Source organism: Rhizobium sp. 01N447_2, from assembly GCF_056399245.1.
This window is the reverse complement of the sequence record NZ_JBFTQY010000075.1, coordinates 1-17,118: the sequence shown is the minus strand read 5'-3', so window position 1 is coordinate 17,118 and position 17,118 is coordinate 1. Positions and strand designations below refer to the sequence as shown.

Below are 17,118 nucleotides of genomic sequence, written 5' to 3'. Positions count from 1 at the left end.
AACAGACGTAAAAGAATGAGGCGGAGTACCGGGCCGGCACTCCGCCTTTTTATGCCGGTCGTTCAGTGAGATTTGGCGGCTTCTGCCGGCGGCTCTTCCGCCGGCGCCTCGGCCACCACATCGGCGCCGCGGCCCTCGGCAGCAGGCGCGGCTTCGCTTTCGGCCGGCGGTACTGCGCCATGTCCGCCACCTGCGGCCTTCTTTTCCTTGCCCTTTTCCCCGTTCTTCGTCGAACCAACCGCGACCGGGTCCACGCAATCCTCGGGATCCTTGAAGGCGGCGCTGATCATGGCGATCTCGTCAAACGGCATCTCTATCCGTTCGCCAAAGAACAGTCCGTTTTCGCTGGCCTTGCCGTCGTAGTAGCGCGCTGTATAGGACTTATCGTCGAGGCCGGGAACGGTCTTGTCGGGATGCGGGATATAGACGACGTCGGCGCCGATCGCGCGGCCGCGAATGTCGGCACGCAACGTCGGGCCGTTCTCGTCGAGCACCACCACCTGGACCAGATCCGGCTTCTGCGCGGCATAAACGGCCTGGGCGACCCGAAGCGCGGTCTTGACGCGCGTCATCCCATCGGTCGGTTCGGTCTTGATGTATTTCCGCACCCAGACGTGGTCCTGCTTCCGGATCGTCACCAGGTTGACGTCGCTGCATTCGAGCCCGTAGCCACCACCAGTTGCACCGATCAGCCTGTCCTTGCCGACATAGACCGCCGCACCGCCGGAAACGCCCATGAGAAGAGCGACTCCACCGATGATGATTGCCAATTTCCGGGAAGGCCGGAATATGCGCAGTAAGGCCTTCACGCCAACTGCTCCGCCATCTGAAACTCCAACGCAGGACAAGTGCTGAGAACGCTAAGGAAATGACGTTTCCGAAAGTTTAAGTGGGMATGCGAAGCCTGACCCATTTTGGGAAAACACCAAAAAAGGTCCGCTTTTTCCGGCCGCTTGCCACGGCCTGTTCCGCCATGCTCTAACCGCCCATGGCCTTCACGCTTCGCCAGGTTCAATATTTCGTCGCCGTCGCCGAACAGGGTTCGGTGACGCGAGCCGCACAGAACCTTTCGATCTCGCAATCCTCGGTGACGGAAGCACTGAAGGAGCTCGAAACCGACCTCGGCGTCGAGCTCTTCGAGCGTCATCCGCGCGGCCTGACGATCACCCATAACGGCCACCAGTTCCTGCGCCACGCGACGAAGATCCTGGCCTCCGTCTCCGATGCACGGACCAGCTTTTCCGGCCAGCAAAGCGCCCTCTCCGGAACGCTGAACATCGGCGTCACTTCGCTCGTCGCCGGCTACGTCCTCTCCGATCTCTTGGCGCGATACCGCCGCGCCTGCCCGGGCATCGAGGTCAGCGCCATCGAGGACAATGGCGGTTATCTCGAACATCTGCTGGTCGGCGGCGAATTGGATGTCGCCGTCATGGTGATCTCCAACCTGCGCGACCGCATGGCGCTGCAGGCGGAAATCCTCGAAACCTCGCCCTATCGACTATGGCTGCCGATGGGCCACCCGCTGGTCTCGGCCGACATCATCTCGGTCGCCGACATCGCCCGCGAACCGCTGATCATGCTGACGGTCGACGAAATCGAGGAAAACACCGGCAAACTGCTCTCAGCACTCGGCGCCCGCCCGCATGTCGCCTTCCGCACCCGCTCGGTGGAGGCGGTGCGCAGCCTGGTTGCAACAGGCGCCGGCGTGGCGCTGCTTCCCGATCTCGTCTATCGCCCGTGGTCGCTGGAAGGCGACCGCATCGAAAGCCGCGATGTCTCGGGCTCGCTGCCGGTCGTCCAGGTCGGCATGGTCTGGCGCAAGGGCTCCAGCCTGCCGCAGGCGGCACGCGATTTTGTCGGCATCGCCGAAAGCATGCGCTCCGGTCGCATCCGCTGATATCGGAATTTCCGATATCGCCTTTCTGATAAATGAATTTGCGAAAGCGAACTTTTCACGTCACCTTTTCAACCGGGAACAAAACGCCACAGAAGTGGCACCAAACCGGGAGACGGATGATGACGAATCTCTTGAAATCCTGCACGGCAGCACTCGCCTGCTTGAGCTTCGCCACGCAGGTGATCGCCGCAGAACCGCTCAAGGCGCTCGGCAAGGGCGAAGGTGCGGTCAGCATCGTGGCCTGGGCCGGCTATATCGAGCGCGGCGAAACCGACAAGAATTACGACTGGGTCACCGATTTCGAAAAGGAGACCGGCTGCAAGGTCTCCGTCAAGACCGCCGCCACCTCCGATGAAATGGTATCGCTGATGAACGAGGGCGGCTTCGATCTCGTCACCGCATCGGGCGACGCCTCGCTCCGCCTCATCGCCGGCAAACGTGTCCAGCCGATCAACACCGACCTGATCCCGAGCTTCAAGACCGTCGACGAGCGCCTGCAGAACGGCCCGTGGTACACGGTCGGCGGCGTGCATTACGGCGTKCCCTATCTCTGGGGGCCGAACGTGCTGATGTACAATACCGACGCCTTCAAGGACAAGGCGCCGACGAGCTGGAATGTCGTCTTCGAAGAGCAGACGCTGCCCGACGGCAAGTCCAATAAAGGCCGCGTCCAGGCCTATGACGGCGCGATCTACATTGCCGACGCCGCAATGTATCTGATGGCCCATAAGCCGGATCTCGGCATCAAGGACCCCTACGAGCTGAACGAGGACCAGTACAAGGCCGCCCTCGACCTCTTGCGCGGCCAGCGCAAGCTCGTCTCCCGCTACTGGCACGACGCGATGATCCAGATCGACGATTTCAAGAACGAAGGCGTTGTCGCTTCCGGCTCCTGGCCCTTCCAGGTGAACCTGCTGCAGGCCGACAAGCAGAAGATCGCCTCCGCCTTCCCGGATGAAGGCGTGACCGGCTGGGCCGATACCACCATGCTGCACGCCGACAGCGAGCATCCGAACTGCGCCTATATGTGGATGGAACATTCGCTGAAGGCCAAGGTCCAGGGTGACGCCGCCGCTTGGTTCGGCGCCGTTCCCTCCGTTCCCGCCGCCTGCAAGGGCAACGAACTGATGGGCGATGCCGGCTGCGCCACCAACGGCTTCGATCACTTCGACAAGATCAAGTTCTGGAAGACCCCGGTCGCCAAATGCGCCACGCAGAGCGAATGCGTGCCGTACCATCGTTGGGTGTCGGATTATATCGGCGTGATCGGCGGGCGGTAATTTACGTCCTCACTGAGATGACCGTTGTAGCGTGAGACCTCTCCCCACAAGGGGGAGGGCTCCGAGTGGCACCCCCGAATTCCTGCCGAAACGCCAAGGTATTTGCGAAAGGGGTACGGCAGATTAAGCCCCTCCCCCTCGTGGGGAGGGGTTTGGGGCGGGGTCATCATATGAACCAAGACCGCAGCCTCTCTAAAAGCAAAGAAGCCGGAGCCCCCAATGACGTCAGCCGTCCGTTTCCAGCAGGTATCGCGCCATTTCGGCCAGGTTCGCGCCGTCGACGGCGTCGATCTCGAGATCGCGCCGGGCGAGTTCTTCGCGATGCTTGGCCCCTCCGGCTCAGGCAAGACGACGTGCCTGCGATTGATAGCCGGCTTCGAACAGCCGACATCGGGCCATATCCAGATCTTCGGCGAGACGGCCGAGGGCGTCCCGCCCTATCGCCGCAATGTCAACACTGTATTCCAGGACTACGCGCTCTTCCCGCATCTGAACATCCTCGACAATGTCGCCTACGGGCTGATGGTCAAGGGCATCGGCAAAGCGGAACGGATGAAGGCTGCGGGCGACGCCCTTGAGCTCGTCAAGCTGCCGGGCTATGGCGCCCGCCGCCCCGGCCAGTTGTCCGGCGGCCAGCGCCAGCGCGTGGCGCTCGCCCGCGCGCTCGTCAACAAGCCTAAGGTGCTGCTGCTCGACGAGCCGCTCGGCGCCCTGGACTTGAAACTGCGCGAACAGATGCAAGAAGAGTTGAAGAGCCTGCAGCGCGCGCTCGGCATCACCTTCGTCTTCGTCACCCACGATCAGGGCGAGGCGCTGTCCATGGCCGACCGCGTCGCCGTCTTCAACGACGGCAACATCGTCCAGGAGGGCACGCCGCAGGATATCTACCGCCGCCCGAAAAACCGCTTCGTCGCCGATTTCGTCGGCTCGTCGAACGTCATCGCGCCTGATCTGATGGCCTCACTCGGCGGCGAAAGACGCTGGGCAAGCCTTCGTCCCGAAGCAATCCGGCTGGCAGGCGACGGCGTCGAGGCGCAGGTCGACAATGCGAGCTTCCTCGGCGCAGCCACGCGCCTCACCGTTGGCCTCCGGGGGGCGCGGCTGCATGTGATGCTGCCGGCGGGCGCAGATGTGCCTGTCGTCGGCGCCGGCATACGCCTTGCCTGGCAGCCCGGCGATATCCACTACATGGATGACGCGGCATGACGGCGATCTTCATCACCACCAATGAGGCGACATCGATTCTTCCGGGGCGCGGCGGCCTCTTCGGCCGGCTGTCCGATGCCTTCTGGCGGCACCCGAAACTGCTGCTCTTCCTGATGCTGACACCGCCGCTGCTCTGGCTCGGCATCATCTATATCGGTTCGCTGCTCGCCCTGCTTCTGCAGAGTTTCTTTTCGATCGACGATTTCTCAGGCCTGGTGAATTACGAATTCACCCTTTCGACCTATGCGCAGCTTCTAAACCCGACGAATTTCGACATCATCACCCGCACTTTCGTCATGGCAGCGCTGGTGACCATCGCTTCCGCCTTGATCGCCTTCCCGATCGCCTACTACACAGCGCGTTATGCGCAAGGCAAATGGAAGGCGCTATTCTATCTCGGCATCATGCTGCCGCTCTGGTCGAGCTATCTCGTCAAGATCTACGCCTGGAAGCTGATCCTCGCCAAGGAAGGCATCCTCACCTGGATCTTCGAGAAGCTGCATCTCTCCTGGCTGCTGGACGGCATCCTGAACCTGCCTGTTATCGGCGGCAATTCGCTCTCGGTGAGCTACCTCGGCACCTTCATCGTCTTCGTCTATATCTGGTTGCCTTATATGATCCTGCCGACACAGGCAGCCCTCGAGCGTGTGCCCGGCAACCTGATAGAGGCCTCGTCGGATCTCGGCGCCACGCCGCGTCAGACTTTCCGCACCGTGCTGCTGCCGTTGGCATTGCCCGGCATCGTTGCCGGTTCGATCTTCACCTTCTCGCTGACATTGGGCGATTATATCATCCCGCAGATCATCGGCTCGTCCCGGCTCTTCATCGGCCAGGCGGTCTATACCCAGCAGGGAACGGCCGGCAACGTGCCGCTGGCGGCCGCCTTTTCCGTCGTGCCGATCGTCATCATGGCGCTCTATCTCTGGCTCGCGAAGAAACAGGGGGCCTTCGATGCGCTCTGACCTCAAGACATCGCCGCTTCCCCTGAAGATCGCAGCCGCCGGCGGGCTGCTCTTCCTGCACCTGCCGATCCTGCTGATCTTCGTCTACGCCTTCACGACGGAGGAGAAGAGCTATCAGTGGCCGCCGCCTGGCCTGACGCTGCAATGGTTCGCCGTTGCCTGGAACCGGCCGGATGTCTGGTCGGCGCTTGGGCTTTCCGTGCAGGTCGCCGTCATCGCCACGGCGATCGCGCTGGTGCTCGGCACGCTCTGTGCGGCAGCCGTCAGCCAGACGAAATTCTTCGGCCGCGAGGCGATCTCGCTGCTCGTCATCCTGCCGATTGCGCTTCCCGGCATCATCACCGGCATTGCGCTGCGCTCCGCCTTCAGCCTGTTCGATATCCCGTTTTCGGTCTGGACCATCGTGCTCGGTCACGCCACCTTCTGCGTCGTGGTCGTCTACAACAATGCGGTCGCCCGCTTCCGCCGCACATCAGGCTCGCTGATCGAGGCCTCGATGGATCTCGGCGCCGACGGCTTCCAGACCTTCCGCCATGTCATCCTGCCGAATATCGGCACTGCCCTGCTCGCTGGCGGCATGCTCGCCTTCGCGCTGTCCTTCGACGAGGTCATCGTCACCACCTTCACCGGCGGCCAGCAATCGACCTTGCCGATCTGGATGCTCGAAGAACTCATCCGCCCGCGCCAACGCCCGGTCACCAATGTGGTCGCCATGGTCGTCGTGCTCGTTACCTTCCTGCCGATCCTGGCAGCCTATTACCTCACCCGCGACGGCGACCAGATCGCCGGCGCCGGCAAATAACAGGGAGAACATCATGGATATCCAAATGCTGATCGGTTCCCGCTTTGAAAAAGGCACGGAAACGGAAGAGCACGTCCTGAACCCCAAGACGGGCGAGACGGTGCTGGACCTTGCCGAAGCGTCGCTTTCCCAGGTCGACGCCGCAGTCGACGCCGCCGAAAAGGCCTTCACGAGCTGGTCGCAGACGACGCCCGGCGAGCGCTCCGGCTACCTGTTGAAGATCGCCGACGCGATCGAGAAGGATGCCGCCGGCTTTGCCGCACTAGAGGCGCTGAACTGCGGCAAGCCGATCAATGCGGTGCTGAACGACGAAATCCCGGCGATCGTCGATTGTTATCGCTTTTTTGCGGGGGCCGTGCGCAACCTGCACGCACCGGCGGCCGGCGAATACCTGCCCGGCCACACCTCAATGATCCGTCGCGATCCAATCGGCATCGTCGGCTCGATCGCGCCGTGGAACTATCCGCTGATGATGATGGCCTGGAAGCTGGCGCCGGCGATCGCTGGCGGCAACACCGTCGTCTTCAAGCCCTCAGAGCAGACGCCGCTGACGGCGCTGAAAATGGCGAAGCTGCTCTCGGGAATCCTTCCCGAGGGCGTCGTCAACGTCATCCTCKGCCGCGGCGAAAGCGTCGGCAACGCGCTGATCAACCATCCCAAGATCGGCATGATCTCGATCACCGGCGATGTCGCAACCGGCAAGAAGGTGCTGCAGGCCGCCGCCAAGACAGTCAAGCGCACGCATCTGGAACTCGGCGGCAAGGCCCCGGTCATCATCTTCGACGATGCCGATATCGATGCCGTCGTCGCAGGCATCCGCACTTTCGGCTATTACAATGCCGGCCAGGACTGCACCGCCGCCTGCCGCGTCTATGCAGATGCCAAGGTCTACGACAATTTCGTCGCCGACCTCTCCTCGGCCGTCTCGAGCATCCGCTTCAACCAGGCCGACGATACCGAAAACGAGATCGGCCCGCTGATCTCCAAGCGCCAGCGCGACCGCGTCGAAAGCTTCGTCGCCCGCGCTTCCGAACACAAGCACATGGAGATCACCGCCGGCGGCAAGGTTTCCGGCGACAAGGGTTTCTTCTTCACGCCGACGGTCATATCAGGCGCCCTGCAGGACGACGAGATCGTCCGGCGCGAGGTCTTCGGCCCGGTCGTCTCGGTCACCCGCTTTTCCGATGCCGACGACGCCGTTGCCTGGGCAAACGACAGCGACTACGGCCTGGCCTCCTCCGTCTGGACCAAGGATATCGGCCGCGGCATGAAGACTGCCGCCCGCCTGCAATATGGCTGCACCTGGATCAACACGCATTTCATGCTGGTCAACGAGATGCCGCATGGCGGCCTCAAACAGTCGGGCTACGGCAAGGACATGTCGGTCTACGCGCTGGAAGACTACACCGCCGTACGCCACGTGATGATCAATCACGGCTGACCGGCGAAAGATATCCCGTGGATATGAAGCGCGCCTCGGGGCGACCGACTGCTCGACGGCGACATCCGCATCATCGACCGCGAAGGCGGTTCTCGGCGGTGACGCCTTTGTCAGTCCCGCCGTGTCGACGCCGGTGCTCGTCTCACGCGCCGGCAAGGCCCCTCTCGTCATTCGCGCCCAGCCGCTGAGACGCCGGCGGGATTATCTCAGGCCGCGTGGCCGTAAAGCGCCAGCAATTGTCCGCCGCCGCTCCAGATCATGTCGAGCGCGACATAGACGATGATCGCAAGGCCGATCCAGCCGATCCACCTGAAGCGATTGAGCAGCCTGGCGACGAAATTCGACGCGACGCCCATCAGCAGCACCGAAAGGATGAGGCCGAAGATCAGCGCGTTGATGTTCTCTTTCGCAGCGCCGGCGACGGCGAGCACATTGTCGAGCGACATCGAGACGTCGGCGAAGATGATCTGGCCGATCGCCTGCCGGAAGAGCTTCGGCTTGATGTGGGAGACGTCGTGCGCTTGCTCCTCGTCGGCCGAGAGCAGCTCGCGGGCCATTGTCCAGCAGATCCACAGCAGCATCAGGCCGCCGGCAAGCGTGATGCCGGTGATGACAAGAAGCCTGGCGGCGATGACGGCGAAGATGATGCGGATGACGGCCGCCGCTGCAATGCCGACGGCGATCGCCTTGCCGCGCAGCTCGCTGACGAGGCCGGCCGCGGCCATGCCGATGACGATGACATTGTCTCCCGACAGCAGGAGATTGATCATGATGACTTCGAAATAAGCGGAGATTGTATGCTGGTCCAGAAAAGCTGGCATGATGACGGAGCTTTCATCGACGGGGCAAATCGATCGTTCCTTGAAACAGATCGTACGGTCTTTGGAAAGACCGCATTTCTCCCCCGCGTTTCTCCAAAGAGATCGCCATTCCATTCAAACGATCTGGAACATTTTCCCGGTTGCTGCGTCTTTCCCAGGCAAACGCAAAGGATGATATCATGCTGAAATGGGCTCTGATATTTTTCGTGGTCTCGATCATCGCCGGCTTCTTCGGTTTCTCGGGCGTCTCCGCCGCCACCGCGACAATCGCCCGCGTTCTCTTTGGCATCGCGCTGGTGATCTTCCTGATCTTCCTTGTCCTTGCACTGATGGCCGGCCAAGCAATCCTATGAGCGGTTGCAGGGCCGCTTGAAGACATCGAGGCCGCATCACTTCTGCATGCGGCCCTTCCTCTCTGTTGTCGAACGTCTCGGCCAGTTCGGCCGTACATGGAACATGGCTAGGTCTTTTGCTCCTATCGCCTATTTCAACTCGGCAAGGAGAGCATCGGCACCTTTGCGAACGCCCACCATGGAGGCGTCCATCGCCGTGAAGCTTGCGCCGATATTCATCGCATTGGGATATTGCTTGGTGACATAGGACGACAGGAGACGATTGCTTGCTGCATCATAGATCTCCACGGCATAATTCACCGAACCGGTCATCGAACCTTCTCGGCCGCGAGCGGCCTGGACGGTATTGTACAATCCGCCTGCGACGTCGATGCGCGTGACCGTTCCGAGTACCGCAGTCGTCGCCTTCGCCCCCGTCAGCGTCAGATGCAATCTGAGAGTTGCCGGAGCGACAGCGCTGACGACCGCAAAGCGCGTCTTCAATTTTTCGGTGAATTGAGTCTGCATGTAATTGGCCAGGAAGATCCTGTCTTTTTCCGGAAGCTTGCCAAACTGACTGTCAGGACCGTTATAGACGGTTGCGGGATCGACGATGATCCGGTTGTACTGGCTCCAGTTGACTTTCGTCTGATAGCGATACGGCACGCGGCCGGTTTTATCCTCAGTGTTCGGCTGGAGCTGTGATGCCGAAGCAAGTCCCGAATAAACCGTGGGGTCAGGGGTCGTGCATGCGGCAACGCTCGAACAGGCAAGCATCACTGCAACGCCGATTTTCAGATTTTTTATCAAGGACTTGGCTCCAGCTTTGGAAATGCCGAATGGCATGGGATCTGCTGGCACCGGTTTTATGGAATTCGAATGTTGCTGTGTTTGCTATGATATGCGGAAATGTTCGCGAGCCGCCTTTTGCCGCGAAGACAGCGCGATGCGTGACGACGCCACGACGGGCAGTAAGTCAATGTGATGAAGGGATCGACGGCGAGCCCCCGGGCTGGATCCACTGAGGAGCGGGAAGATCGATCACGACGACCAGGCCGGTTGGCTTCCTGTCCAACAACGTCAATTGTCCATTGTGCGCTTTGGTAACAATTCCTTTGGCGATCGGAAGGCCGAGCCCAAGCCCGGAACCGCCTTTGGCACCGATCTGGCGGGATTTATCCACTTTGAAGAACGGCTCCAGAACTTTCGCCTTGGCCTCATCGGTCAAACCAGGGCCGTTGTCGCCCACCGATATTTTGATCCCGCCATCGTCGCTCTCTTGCAGATCGATTTCGACTTGCTTTGCATAACGAGACGCATTGTCGACCAGATTGGTAATTGCCCGAGTAAGGGCCTGAGGTTTGCAGATAAACGCCAGCCGCCGCGGACCGGTGAAGCTCACATCGACGCCCATGTCGGAGAAGTCTGTCGCAATCGTCTGCAACAGGCTTGAGATATCGACCTTTCGATCAGTCTCCGCAGTGGATGCGTCTTTGAAATAGGCCAGGCACTCGTCGATCATGAAACTCAAGGTGGCTATATCGGCCAGCATCAGGCTGCGAAGCTCGGGCTCGCCGGAACGCTCGGCACGCATCCGCAATCTCGTCAGAGGTGTCCTGAGATCATGACCCACGCCACTCAGCATTCTTGTTCGATCCTCTGCCATGCTCTGGATTCGATCGCTCATGACGTTCAGCGATTCCGCCAGACTTCGAATCTCGGATGCGCCATCAGGTTCGAAAGGCTTTTCCCAGCTGCCCTCCATGCTCGCTCGCTTCGCAGCGGCGGCAAAGTGCCTTAGAGGTTCGGTGATGAGCCGGCTGCTGAAATATGCGAGCAGCACCAATGGGATGACGATCTTCAAAAATCCGCTCGCCGCAGCTGGAACAAACCAGACATGGCTGGGAAAAACCGGCAGTTGAAAGACGAGGGCGCGCTTGTCGTCGATTCTGACAGTCAGGACATCAGGGTGCGATTGACCGATGACGAAGCGATGAAATGCCGCGAAAATATTGTCGGCGAGCATGGTGTTGGTACGTGCCACCAACTCGCCTGGAGATACCATCTGCTGTTTGCCGGCAAGCGGCCGGTCCAGGGACAGTTTTTCGACCCCAACGCCGAGTGCCGCTGCTCTCTTGAGAACGGTCACTTCGTCTTGCGCTGAACTTGCCTGCGCAAATTGCTCCGCGACCATCGCCGCCCTGGCAGCAAACAGGCCGTTTTGAAACCCGCGGTCATGACGGCCGTAAATATAGGGCTCCATGGCGGTCGCCACCACGGAAACGAGCACGACAAGGAAGGTCGCCAATATGAGGATCTGGCTTTGGATCGAAGCGCGCCGAAAATTTCTCAAGAGAGACGCTCTACCTTGGATGCAAAGAGATATCCCCCCAGCCGCACCGTCTTTATGAACGTCGGATCTTTCAGATTTGGTTCGATCTTTTGCCTGACCCGGCTGATGTGGGCGTCGATGCTGCGCTCGACCGGGCCCGCCGATCCGGCATGTGTCATCGACAAGAGCTGTTCGCGCGTCAAAACCTTGTTGGGATTGCAGCAGAACGCCAGCAGGATATCGAACTCCGCGGTTGTCATGGAAACCTGCGCTCCGTCCGCGTCGTGGAGTTGACGGCTTTTTGGATCGATGCGCCATCCTGAGAACATCATCGGTCCAAGTGCTTCCTCCTGATGATGCGCATATGACGCTCTTCGGAGAATACTCTTGATCCGGGCCAGCAGCTCGCGGGAGTTGAATGGTTTCGTCACATAGTCGTCGGCTCCGAGTTCCAGGCCGAGAATACGATCGATATCCTCCTGGAGCGCCGTCAGCATCAGGATTGGCACCGAGCACGACGCACGAAGCCGCCTGCAGATGCTGAAGCCGTCCTCGCCCGGCAACATCGCATCCAGGACGATGAGATCGAATTGCTGTCGCGCCATCATTCGATCCATAGCCGCGCCGCTCTCCACCGACGAGGCCTCGAAGCCGCTGCCTCGGACAAGGTCCACCAGCATATCCGCGATGGCGGGATCGTCTTCGACGATGAGGATATGAGCCTGATTGGGAGCTGCCATTTCATATGCCATTCGTCATTCGCTCTATTGCCGGGAGATGCCTCTCGGCGCGAAATTACCACGTTTCACCGTGTCAAGGTCACGCGGCCTCGCCACTGTCAACCGCGGTGATTAATCTCCCGGTCATCAGACACCACGCGACCTGCCCCCGCACCGACACGGCTCCGCCTTTAGGATATCAAGTGCAATGCAATGCTATATTCGATAATGTTGAGATATGTTGCGGGATTTTCGACCCGGAGTCCGCCGTCAAAACTGRCTTTCGGGATCGCCACTGATTTCCACCTTGTCACCTTGGATGGCGCTATCGATGATGACGGTCGCGATGAAACACATCCGAACGACCAGCAGGCAAAAGAACACCAGAGAGACGATCGCCGTCGTGTAATGCTTCAACGCTGAGCGCTTCGGGAGCCGTGCGGTGAGCTTGTGGAGAACGTTTCTGGCGAGACGACCGACCGCCACCAGCAGGAACAATGCCGTGATGATGTATCCGCTTGCTGACGCTGCCCCGAGCAACTGAAACATGAGAAGGCACCCGCACCACGTAAAAAGTTCTGGTCTCGGAATGACGCTTTCGAGCCCACGAAACCCGGCGGAAAGATGCCCATAGGATCCGTCCGGAACGAGGCGCGGCATGGCCGGTCGGAGAGACAGTGCCGGGTCGTCGGGATCTGAACCGGGCAAAGACCGGTCCGTCGGCGATGAGAATTCGCCCACGTCTAATCAGCCCGCTCCGCGCTTGATGTGGCGCGGCGACTTAAAAGAAGAGATGTGGCGGCACGCCACCGGGATGCCTTCGCCGTGCCTGCAGTCACTGTCTCGTTTGCAGCCGGGGCTCTTTGGACTGCAGCAATTCTGCCTGTCCTTGGCTCCGTGAGGGCCGCGACCCTTCGCAGAAATGCGTCGCTGTCGAATTCCTTCGAGGAGCGAACCGACTTTGCTGTCGATTGGGCCGTGTGGAAAAACACCTCCAGATTGATGACCGGTATCGGCTGGATGTTTCGGACCATATCGATATCCGATCGCATCGTTACGACCAGAAAATATCGGTCCGAACGCAAGGCGTCGAAGAGCTCCGGCACCGAGGACACAGCCGTCGCGACATATCCGTTCTCATTCAATTTCGAGACGATGTCGCAGGCAGCGCCTTTGCCGAGAAAGACGAGAATTGGCTTTTGCTGATTGCTTTGCGCGGAAGACATCACTGGCACACTCCTGACTTGTCGCCAAAAGTGTAGCCCGCATCGATGCTTTGGTTTGTTCGGTTTTATTCGATTTTATTGCGCGCGCGAGCGCTCGCAAACTTCGTCAACGTTCATCCGAATGTGGTGGTACCTCCGTGCATATTCACGACAACGCCGCTCTAAGCCAGGGATGCATCCCGGCCGCCTTTCTCAGCAGCCTGTCGATCGATATGGCTCCCGCACCCGAAGCCGCCAGGACGAACATGCCGCCGGCAATCGCCAGGTCTTTCTCGAAATGCAGCAGCTCGTTCTGGCTCGCAAAGTTCGTGTGAAAAAGCAAGGCGGTCGCCAGGCAGAAGAGCGCCAGTGCCAGTGCGCCAAGCCGGCTGAGGAAGCCTGTCGCAACGGAAAGGCCGGCGCCGATCTGAAGGGCAATGGTGGCAAGCGCGACCGGCGCCGACAGCCCCAGTTTCACGAAAATGTCGATGGTCGCAGTGATATCTGCCGCGAGTGACCAACCTTCGTGCAGGAAGATCAGCGACAGCAGGAGCCTGCCGAGGAAAAGAATGAGATCGGCCAGTCCGGGCCGGCTTGAGGCGCTTTCCATCATACCCTCCAGTGAGAAGAGCAGGCGGCTCTCCCGCCTGCTCTTGCGTTCATATGCTCGTCAATTGCCGCCCCTGGCCGCGATGACCTTTTGCAGATCTTCGAGTTCCTCGCAGCCGCTCGGACAAAGTTGCTTCAGCGATGACACCTGCTCCTCCGCCTTCGCCATCTCGCCTGTCTCGACATAGAGTTCGCCGAGATATTCACGCGCTGCCCTGTGATCGGGCTGCAGCTCTAGCGCCTTGGTGTAGTAGGTCAGCGACGTTCTGTAGTCGCCCGTCTTGCGCAGCGTATATCCCATCAGATTATAGACATCCGCCTGCTGGTTGTCTTCGGCAAGACTGCGAAGCTCTGCCAACGCACCAGCATAGTCCTTGGCATCGATCTTGGCGCGCACCGAGGTCAGGTCGGGAGCGTCTGTCGATTGCATGTTGTCGACGGCAAAGGCGGGAAGCGCCGTCACCGCGGAGAAGCCTKCGGATATAGCGCAAAGCCAGATGTATCCGAGAATTGCATATTTCGTCATGGTGATCTCCTTTCGGCCTTTCAGGCCTGGATTGTCGGCGTGAAGCCATAGGCGCTTCCGTCCTTGACAAAGGTGCCGGAGCCAGGAAATGGGAAATGTGAGCCGCAAATCGCGATATTGTCGGCAATGATGCGGTCGATAAGACGGCGGCGCGTGTCGATGGCCGTCGGCCCATCCTGGTCGTAGCTGCCCTGCCATTCAGGATGGGGTGCGAGCAGCGCCGGCACATACATGATATCGGCCGAGACGAGCAGTTGCTTGCTGCCGGAGGCGACAAGATAGGTCGAATGGCCTGGCGTGTGGCCGGGCGCGGCGACAAGCTGCACGCCGGGTGCGACTTCGGCGCCATCGGCGACGAGCTTCCAGTTCTTCCATTTCGGAAAGAACCCGGCGATGCGCTTGCCTGCCGGCTTGCGGCCTTCGGCGAGCTTTTCGACGCGGCCGGGCGCGGTCCACCAATTGTATTCGTCGGCATTGACGATGAGCTCGGCATTCGGAAAGACGGGATTGTTGGTGCCCTTTTCCATCAGTCCCCAGACATGGTCGGGATGGAAATGCGAGATCATGATCGTATCGATCTTCTTGTAGTCGATCCCCGCCGCGGCCATGTTCGCCGGCAGATGGGTGGCATTTTCCTGCCACTGGCCGACGCCCGAGCCGGCATCCATCATGATCAGGCGGTTACCGAGCTTCAGGACCACGACGGTCAGCGGGATCGGCATGAACTCGGTGGTAAGCCCGGCTTTCGATAGCGCCTCCTTGGTATCCTCGATCGAGGCATTCTTGATGAAGGCCGGGTCATGCGGCTTTCTCCAGATGCCGTCGTAGATTGCCGTGATCTCGATATCGCCGACCTTGTATTTATAGAAGCCGACCGCCGGCTCCAACGGTGTTGCAGCAAATGCCGGCATGACGAATTCAAGCTTCGACGACAGCCCGAATGCAGCAGCCGCAGCAGCCGACCCCAGGACGGCGCGACGTGACATGGTAAACATGACTATGCCTCCTCTTGTTGATGGCATTTCTGGTGGCGAAGACGGCTATTGCTCAGATGTCCTCGCTGACGAACTAGATCGCCGGCGGGGAACGCTTATTCCCGATCTTGGGCTTTATTTCTTCAAGTGATTGAAAAACAAGCGTGATTTCTATCGCGTGCGGCCAGTATCCCGCTGCATGCAGAAAAATCGGCGCCGGCGTGGAATAAAACCGCGTGCCGATCGGTCTAGACGGCAAGGGGCCGCATTGCATGCCTGCCGGTCTCACGCCTAAATTCGGCTGCTGTTGAGGCAGGGAGGATGATGACAAACGCTCAGATCACCTATCCCGTCGGATCGACCGATTGGATGCTGCTGTTGGCCAGGCACGCGTCAGGGACCCGCATTCGACCATCACCGCTAGCGATGTTTCTCGGTGGCGTGGGCCGACTATTGCACCTCATGGTCTCGGAAAAATCGAGCAGCGATCCGATCGCTTCGACGGCGGATGCGACCATGCAGCACGAGTTCATGCAGCGCTTTCAGGACATGATCGTTCCGCATCTTGACGCGGCCTATAATTTTGCCCGCTTCCTCAGCCGCGACGCGGATGCCGCACAGGATATTGTTCAGGAAGCGTTCCTGCGCGCCTACCGCAATTTCGACACCTATCGTGGCGGCGATCCGCGCGCCTGGCTCTTTGCCATCGTGAGGAACTGCTGCCATGTCTGGCGCCAGCAGGATCGCCGCAAGGCGCGGTTCGAGCAGCCTTTGGGCAATGACGGCTACCCTGACCCTGATGAGGGTGGTGAGTACCAGATCGCCTCGGAGGAGGATTCGCCGGAGACAGAAACGATCCGGCGAAGCGAGCAGCAGCGCGTGCGCGCTGTTATCAGCCGGCTGCCGGAGGCGATGCGGGAAATTCTTGTCTTGCGCGAGCTTGAGGATCTCTCCTACCGGCAGATCGCCGAGATCATCGATGCGCCGATCGGCACCGTCATGTCGCGGCTTGCCAGAGCGCGGCGTGATTTTGGCGATGCCTGGGATGCATGCAACAAGAGCGAGACGGCAGGATGAGTGAGGCCAATCAGAAAGGCTGCCCGGAATGGCGCGTCATGCTGCACGGCTTTGTCGATGGCGAACTCGATTCCGTCCATGCGGCGCAATTCGAGGATCATCTTGCCACCTGCGCGCATTGCAGGGCGGAGATGGAAAGGGTCCGTGCCGTGAGAGAGATTATCGATCAGGAAGGCGTCAAGTGGCAGCCGCCGGAGGCATTGCGTTCGCAAGTCCTGTCGATGCTGTCGTTCGAAGAGACGGCGGCGGCATCCAGCCTGCCGCTGCCGCGCCGGGTGCCCATCTGGCGCCGTGCCCTGGATTTCATCCGGCAATGGAGCTTCGTGCCTTCGCTCGCGGTCCTGGCTGCAAGCGCCTTCCTGTTCGCCAATGTACCGTCGCAGACCCTGCTTTTGCAGGATCAGATCATGGCCAGCCATGTCAGGTCGATGATGGCCGATCATCTGACCGACGTGCTGACCTCGGACCAGCATACGGTCAAACCGTGGTTCAACGGCAAGATCGATTTCTCCCCGCCCGTCAGCGATCTCACCAAGGATGGCTTTCCGCTGGTCGGCGGGCGTGTCGACTATATCGGTGATCGCKCCGTTGCCGCCCTCGTCTACCGGCGCCACGGCCACGTCATCAACCTGTTCATCTGGCCTGCAGCATCGGCCACGCAAACGACGACGGTGCATGACGGCTACAACATGACACAATGGTCGGATGGCGGGCTCGTATTCTGGGCGATTTCGGATGTTGCCGCAGGTGATCTCGGCGAGTTCGAGTCCTTCTTCAGGGCGGCGGCGAGAGCATGATGCCGAAAAGTGTGAGCGGTTTTCGGACGACATCATGCTCCACTTTTTGATGATCTAAAGCAGGCTCGCCCCGACATTGATCGCGAGYGCCAGGATCGTCGTGTTGAAGAGGAATGATAGCACGGCATGCAGCAGCGT

General features: G+C 60.2%; 19 protein-coding genes and 1 pseudogene. 9 read left to right on the top strand and 11 right to left on the bottom strand.

Annotated features, from left to right (window positions below):
• Positions 1-62 precede the first annotated feature (62 nt).
• On the bottom strand, positions 63-809 hold the full coding sequence (locus tag AC1ECN_RS31930; protein WP_018072714.1) for a hypothetical protein: 747 nt from the start codon (positions 807-809) through the stop codon (positions 63-65).
• 179 nt (positions 810-988) lie between these two features.
• Between AC1ECN_RS31930 and AC1ECN_RS31925 the strand changes: the two genes are divergently transcribed.
• The 6 genes from AC1ECN_RS31925 (at position 989) to AC1ECN_RS31900 (ending at position 7,588) form a co-directional block, all read left to right on the top strand.
• Positions 989-1,897, top strand: a complete 909-nt coding sequence (locus tag AC1ECN_RS31925) for a LysR family transcriptional regulator (RefSeq protein WP_018072713.1) — start codon at positions 989-991, stop codon at positions 1,895-1,897.
• A 119-nt stretch (positions 1,898-2,016) separates the two neighbouring features.
• Positions 2,017-3,177: an ABC transporter substrate-binding protein gene (locus AC1ECN_RS31920; RefSeq protein WP_018497507.1), complete on the top strand. Its 1,161-nt coding sequence runs from the start codon at positions 2,017-2,019 to the stop codon at positions 3,175-3,177.
• Between the two features lie 219 nt (positions 3,178-3,396).
• Positions 3,397-4,383: an ABC transporter ATP-binding protein gene (locus AC1ECN_RS31915; protein WP_018497506.1), complete on the top strand. Its 987-nt coding sequence runs from the start codon at positions 3,397-3,399 to the stop codon at positions 4,381-4,383.
• Positions 4,380-5,345, top strand: a complete 966-nt coding sequence (locus tag AC1ECN_RS31910) for an ABC transporter permease (RefSeq protein WP_130662268.1) — start codon at positions 4,380-4,382, stop codon at positions 5,343-5,345. The genes AC1ECN_RS31915 and AC1ECN_RS31910 overlap by 4 nt, the downstream gene beginning before the upstream one ends.
• Positions 5,335-6,147 carry an ABC transporter permease gene (locus AC1ECN_RS31905; protein WP_018072710.1) on the top strand — a complete coding sequence of 271 codons (813 nt, stop codon included), beginning with the start codon at positions 5,335-5,337 and terminating at the stop codon, positions 6,145-6,147. The genes AC1ECN_RS31910 and AC1ECN_RS31905 overlap by 11 nt, the downstream gene beginning before the upstream one ends.
• A 13-nt stretch (positions 6,148-6,160) precedes the next feature.
• Positions 6,161-7,588 carry a gamma-aminobutyraldehyde dehydrogenase gene (locus AC1ECN_RS31900; protein WP_477955199.1) on the top strand — a complete coding sequence of 476 codons (1,428 nt, stop codon included), beginning with the start codon at positions 6,161-6,163 and terminating at the stop codon, positions 7,586-7,588.
• Between the two features lie 206 nt (positions 7,589-7,794).
• On the opposite strand, the gene AC1ECN_RS31895 is transcribed toward AC1ECN_RS31900, so the two are convergent.
• Complete coding sequence (locus tag AC1ECN_RS31895; protein WP_024322930.1) at positions 7,795-8,409, bottom strand: YjbE family putative metal transport protein; 615 nt, start codon at positions 8,407-8,409, stop codon at positions 7,795-7,797.
• A 179-nt stretch (positions 8,410-8,588) separates the two neighbouring features.
• On the opposite strand from AC1ECN_RS31895, the gene AC1ECN_RS31890 reads away from it, so the two are divergent.
• Positions 8,589-8,762 carry a DUF1328 domain-containing protein gene (locus AC1ECN_RS31890; RefSeq protein ID WP_024322931.1) on the top strand — a complete coding sequence of 58 codons (174 nt, stop codon included), beginning with the start codon at positions 8,589-8,591 and terminating at the stop codon, positions 8,760-8,762.
• A 129-nt stretch (positions 8,763-8,891) separates the two neighbouring features.
• Here the strand turns inward: AC1ECN_RS31890 and AC1ECN_RS31885 are convergent, their stop codons facing one another.
• The 8 genes from AC1ECN_RS31885 to AC1ECN_RS31850 form a co-directional block, all read right to left on the bottom strand.
• Positions 8,892-9,551 (bottom strand): DUF3313 domain-containing protein, encoded by a 660-nt coding sequence (locus AC1ECN_RS31885; protein WP_130662270.1) that lies wholly within the window; start codon positions 9,549-9,551, stop codon positions 8,892-8,894.
• Positions 9,552-9,717: 166 nt separating this feature from the next.
• Positions 9,718-11,094, bottom strand: a complete 1,377-nt coding sequence (locus tag AC1ECN_RS31880; RefSeq protein WP_130662271.1) for a sensor histidine kinase — start codon at positions 11,092-11,094, stop codon at positions 9,718-9,720.
• The gene (locus tag AC1ECN_RS31875) at positions 11,091-11,813 is read right to left on the bottom strand and encodes a response regulator (protein WP_197727418.1); all 723 of its coding nucleotides are present in this window, start codon (positions 11,811-11,813) and stop codon (positions 11,091-11,093) included. Before AC1ECN_RS31875 ends, AC1ECN_RS31880 begins: the two co-directional genes overlap by 4 nt.
• 249 nt (positions 11,814-12,062) lie before the next feature.
• On the bottom strand, positions 12,063-12,341 hold the full coding sequence (locus tag AC1ECN_RS31870) for a hypothetical protein (protein ID WP_130662272.1): 279 nt from the start codon (positions 12,339-12,341) through the stop codon (positions 12,063-12,065).
• A 194-nt stretch (positions 12,342-12,535) separates the two neighbouring features.
• Complete coding sequence (locus AC1ECN_RS31865; protein WP_130673125.1) at positions 12,536-13,027, bottom strand: hypothetical protein; 492 nt, start codon at positions 13,025-13,027, stop codon at positions 12,536-12,538.
• Positions 13,028-13,163: 136 nt separating this feature from the next.
• Positions 13,164-13,610 carry a DoxX family protein gene (locus AC1ECN_RS31860; RefSeq protein ID WP_130673126.1) on the bottom strand — a complete coding sequence of 149 codons (447 nt, stop codon included), beginning with the start codon at positions 13,608-13,610 and terminating at the stop codon, positions 13,164-13,166.
• Between the two features lie 57 nt (positions 13,611-13,667).
• Positions 13,668-14,132: a tetratricopeptide repeat protein gene (locus tag AC1ECN_RS31855; protein WP_477955195.1), complete on the bottom strand. Its 465-nt coding sequence runs from the start codon at positions 14,130-14,132 to the stop codon at positions 13,668-13,670.
• Between the two features lie 20 nt (positions 14,133-14,152).
• Positions 14,153-15,127 (bottom strand): MBL fold metallo-hydrolase, encoded by a 975-nt coding sequence (locus tag AC1ECN_RS31850; protein WP_130662275.1) that lies wholly within the window; start codon positions 15,125-15,127, stop codon positions 14,153-14,155.
• Positions 15,128-15,427: 300 nt separating this feature from the next.
• Here AC1ECN_RS31850 and AC1ECN_RS31845 point away from each other — a divergent pair, with 300 nt between their 5' ends.
• Positions 15,428-16,183 (top strand): sigma-70 family RNA polymerase sigma factor, encoded by a 756-nt coding sequence (locus AC1ECN_RS31845; protein WP_130662276.1) that lies wholly within the window; start codon positions 15,428-15,430, stop codon positions 16,181-16,183.
• A complete protein-coding gene (locus AC1ECN_RS31840) occupies positions 16,180-16,980 on the top strand; it encodes an anti-sigma factor family protein (protein ID WP_477955193.1) in 801 nt (266 codons plus the stop codon). Before AC1ECN_RS31845 ends, AC1ECN_RS31840 begins: the two co-directional genes overlap by 4 nt.
• Positions 16,981-17,034: 54 nt before the next feature.
• Here the strand turns inward: AC1ECN_RS31840 and AC1ECN_RS31835 are convergent.
• Positions 17,035-17,118 (bottom strand): annotated as a pseudogene (locus AC1ECN_RS31835) (DUF1345 domain-containing protein); the annotation flags it as partial.

Coding starts and splice junctions, on each gene's coding strand:
- AC1ECN_RS31925 (WP_018072713.1), top strand. CDS start 989: ATGGCCTTCACGCTTCGCCAGGTTCAATATTTCGTCGCCGTCGCCGAA.
- AC1ECN_RS31915 (WP_018497506.1), top strand. CDS start 3,397: ATGACGTCAGCCGTCCGTTTCCAGCAGGTATCGCGCCATTTCGGCCAG.
- AC1ECN_RS31910 (WP_130662268.1), top strand. CDS start 4,380: ATGACGGCGATCTTCATCACCACCAATGAGGCGACATCGATTCTTCCG.
- AC1ECN_RS31905 (WP_018072710.1), top strand. CDS start 5,335: ATGCGCTCTGACCTCAAGACATCGCCGCTTCCCCTGAAGATCGCAGCC.
- AC1ECN_RS31895 (WP_024322930.1), bottom strand. CDS start 8,409: ATGCCAGCTTTTCTGGACCAGCATACAATCTCCGCTTATTTCGAAGTC.
- AC1ECN_RS31890 (WP_024322931.1), top strand. CDS start 8,589: ATGCTGAAATGGGCTCTGATATTTTTCGTGGTCTCGATCATCGCCGGC.
- AC1ECN_RS31875 (WP_197727418.1), bottom strand. CDS start 11,813: ATGGCAGCTCCCAATCAGGCTCATATCCTCATCGTCGAAGACGATCCC.
- AC1ECN_RS31860 (WP_130673126.1), bottom strand. CDS start 13,610: ATGATGGAAAGCGCCTCAAGCCGGCCCGGACTGGCCGATCTCATTCTT.
- AC1ECN_RS31850 (WP_130662275.1), bottom strand. CDS start 15,127: ATGTTTACCATGTCACGTCGCGCCGTCCTGGGGTCGGCTGCTGCGGCT.
- AC1ECN_RS31845 (WP_130662276.1), top strand. CDS start 15,428: ATGATGACAAACGCTCAGATCACCTATCCCGTCGGATCGACCGATTGG.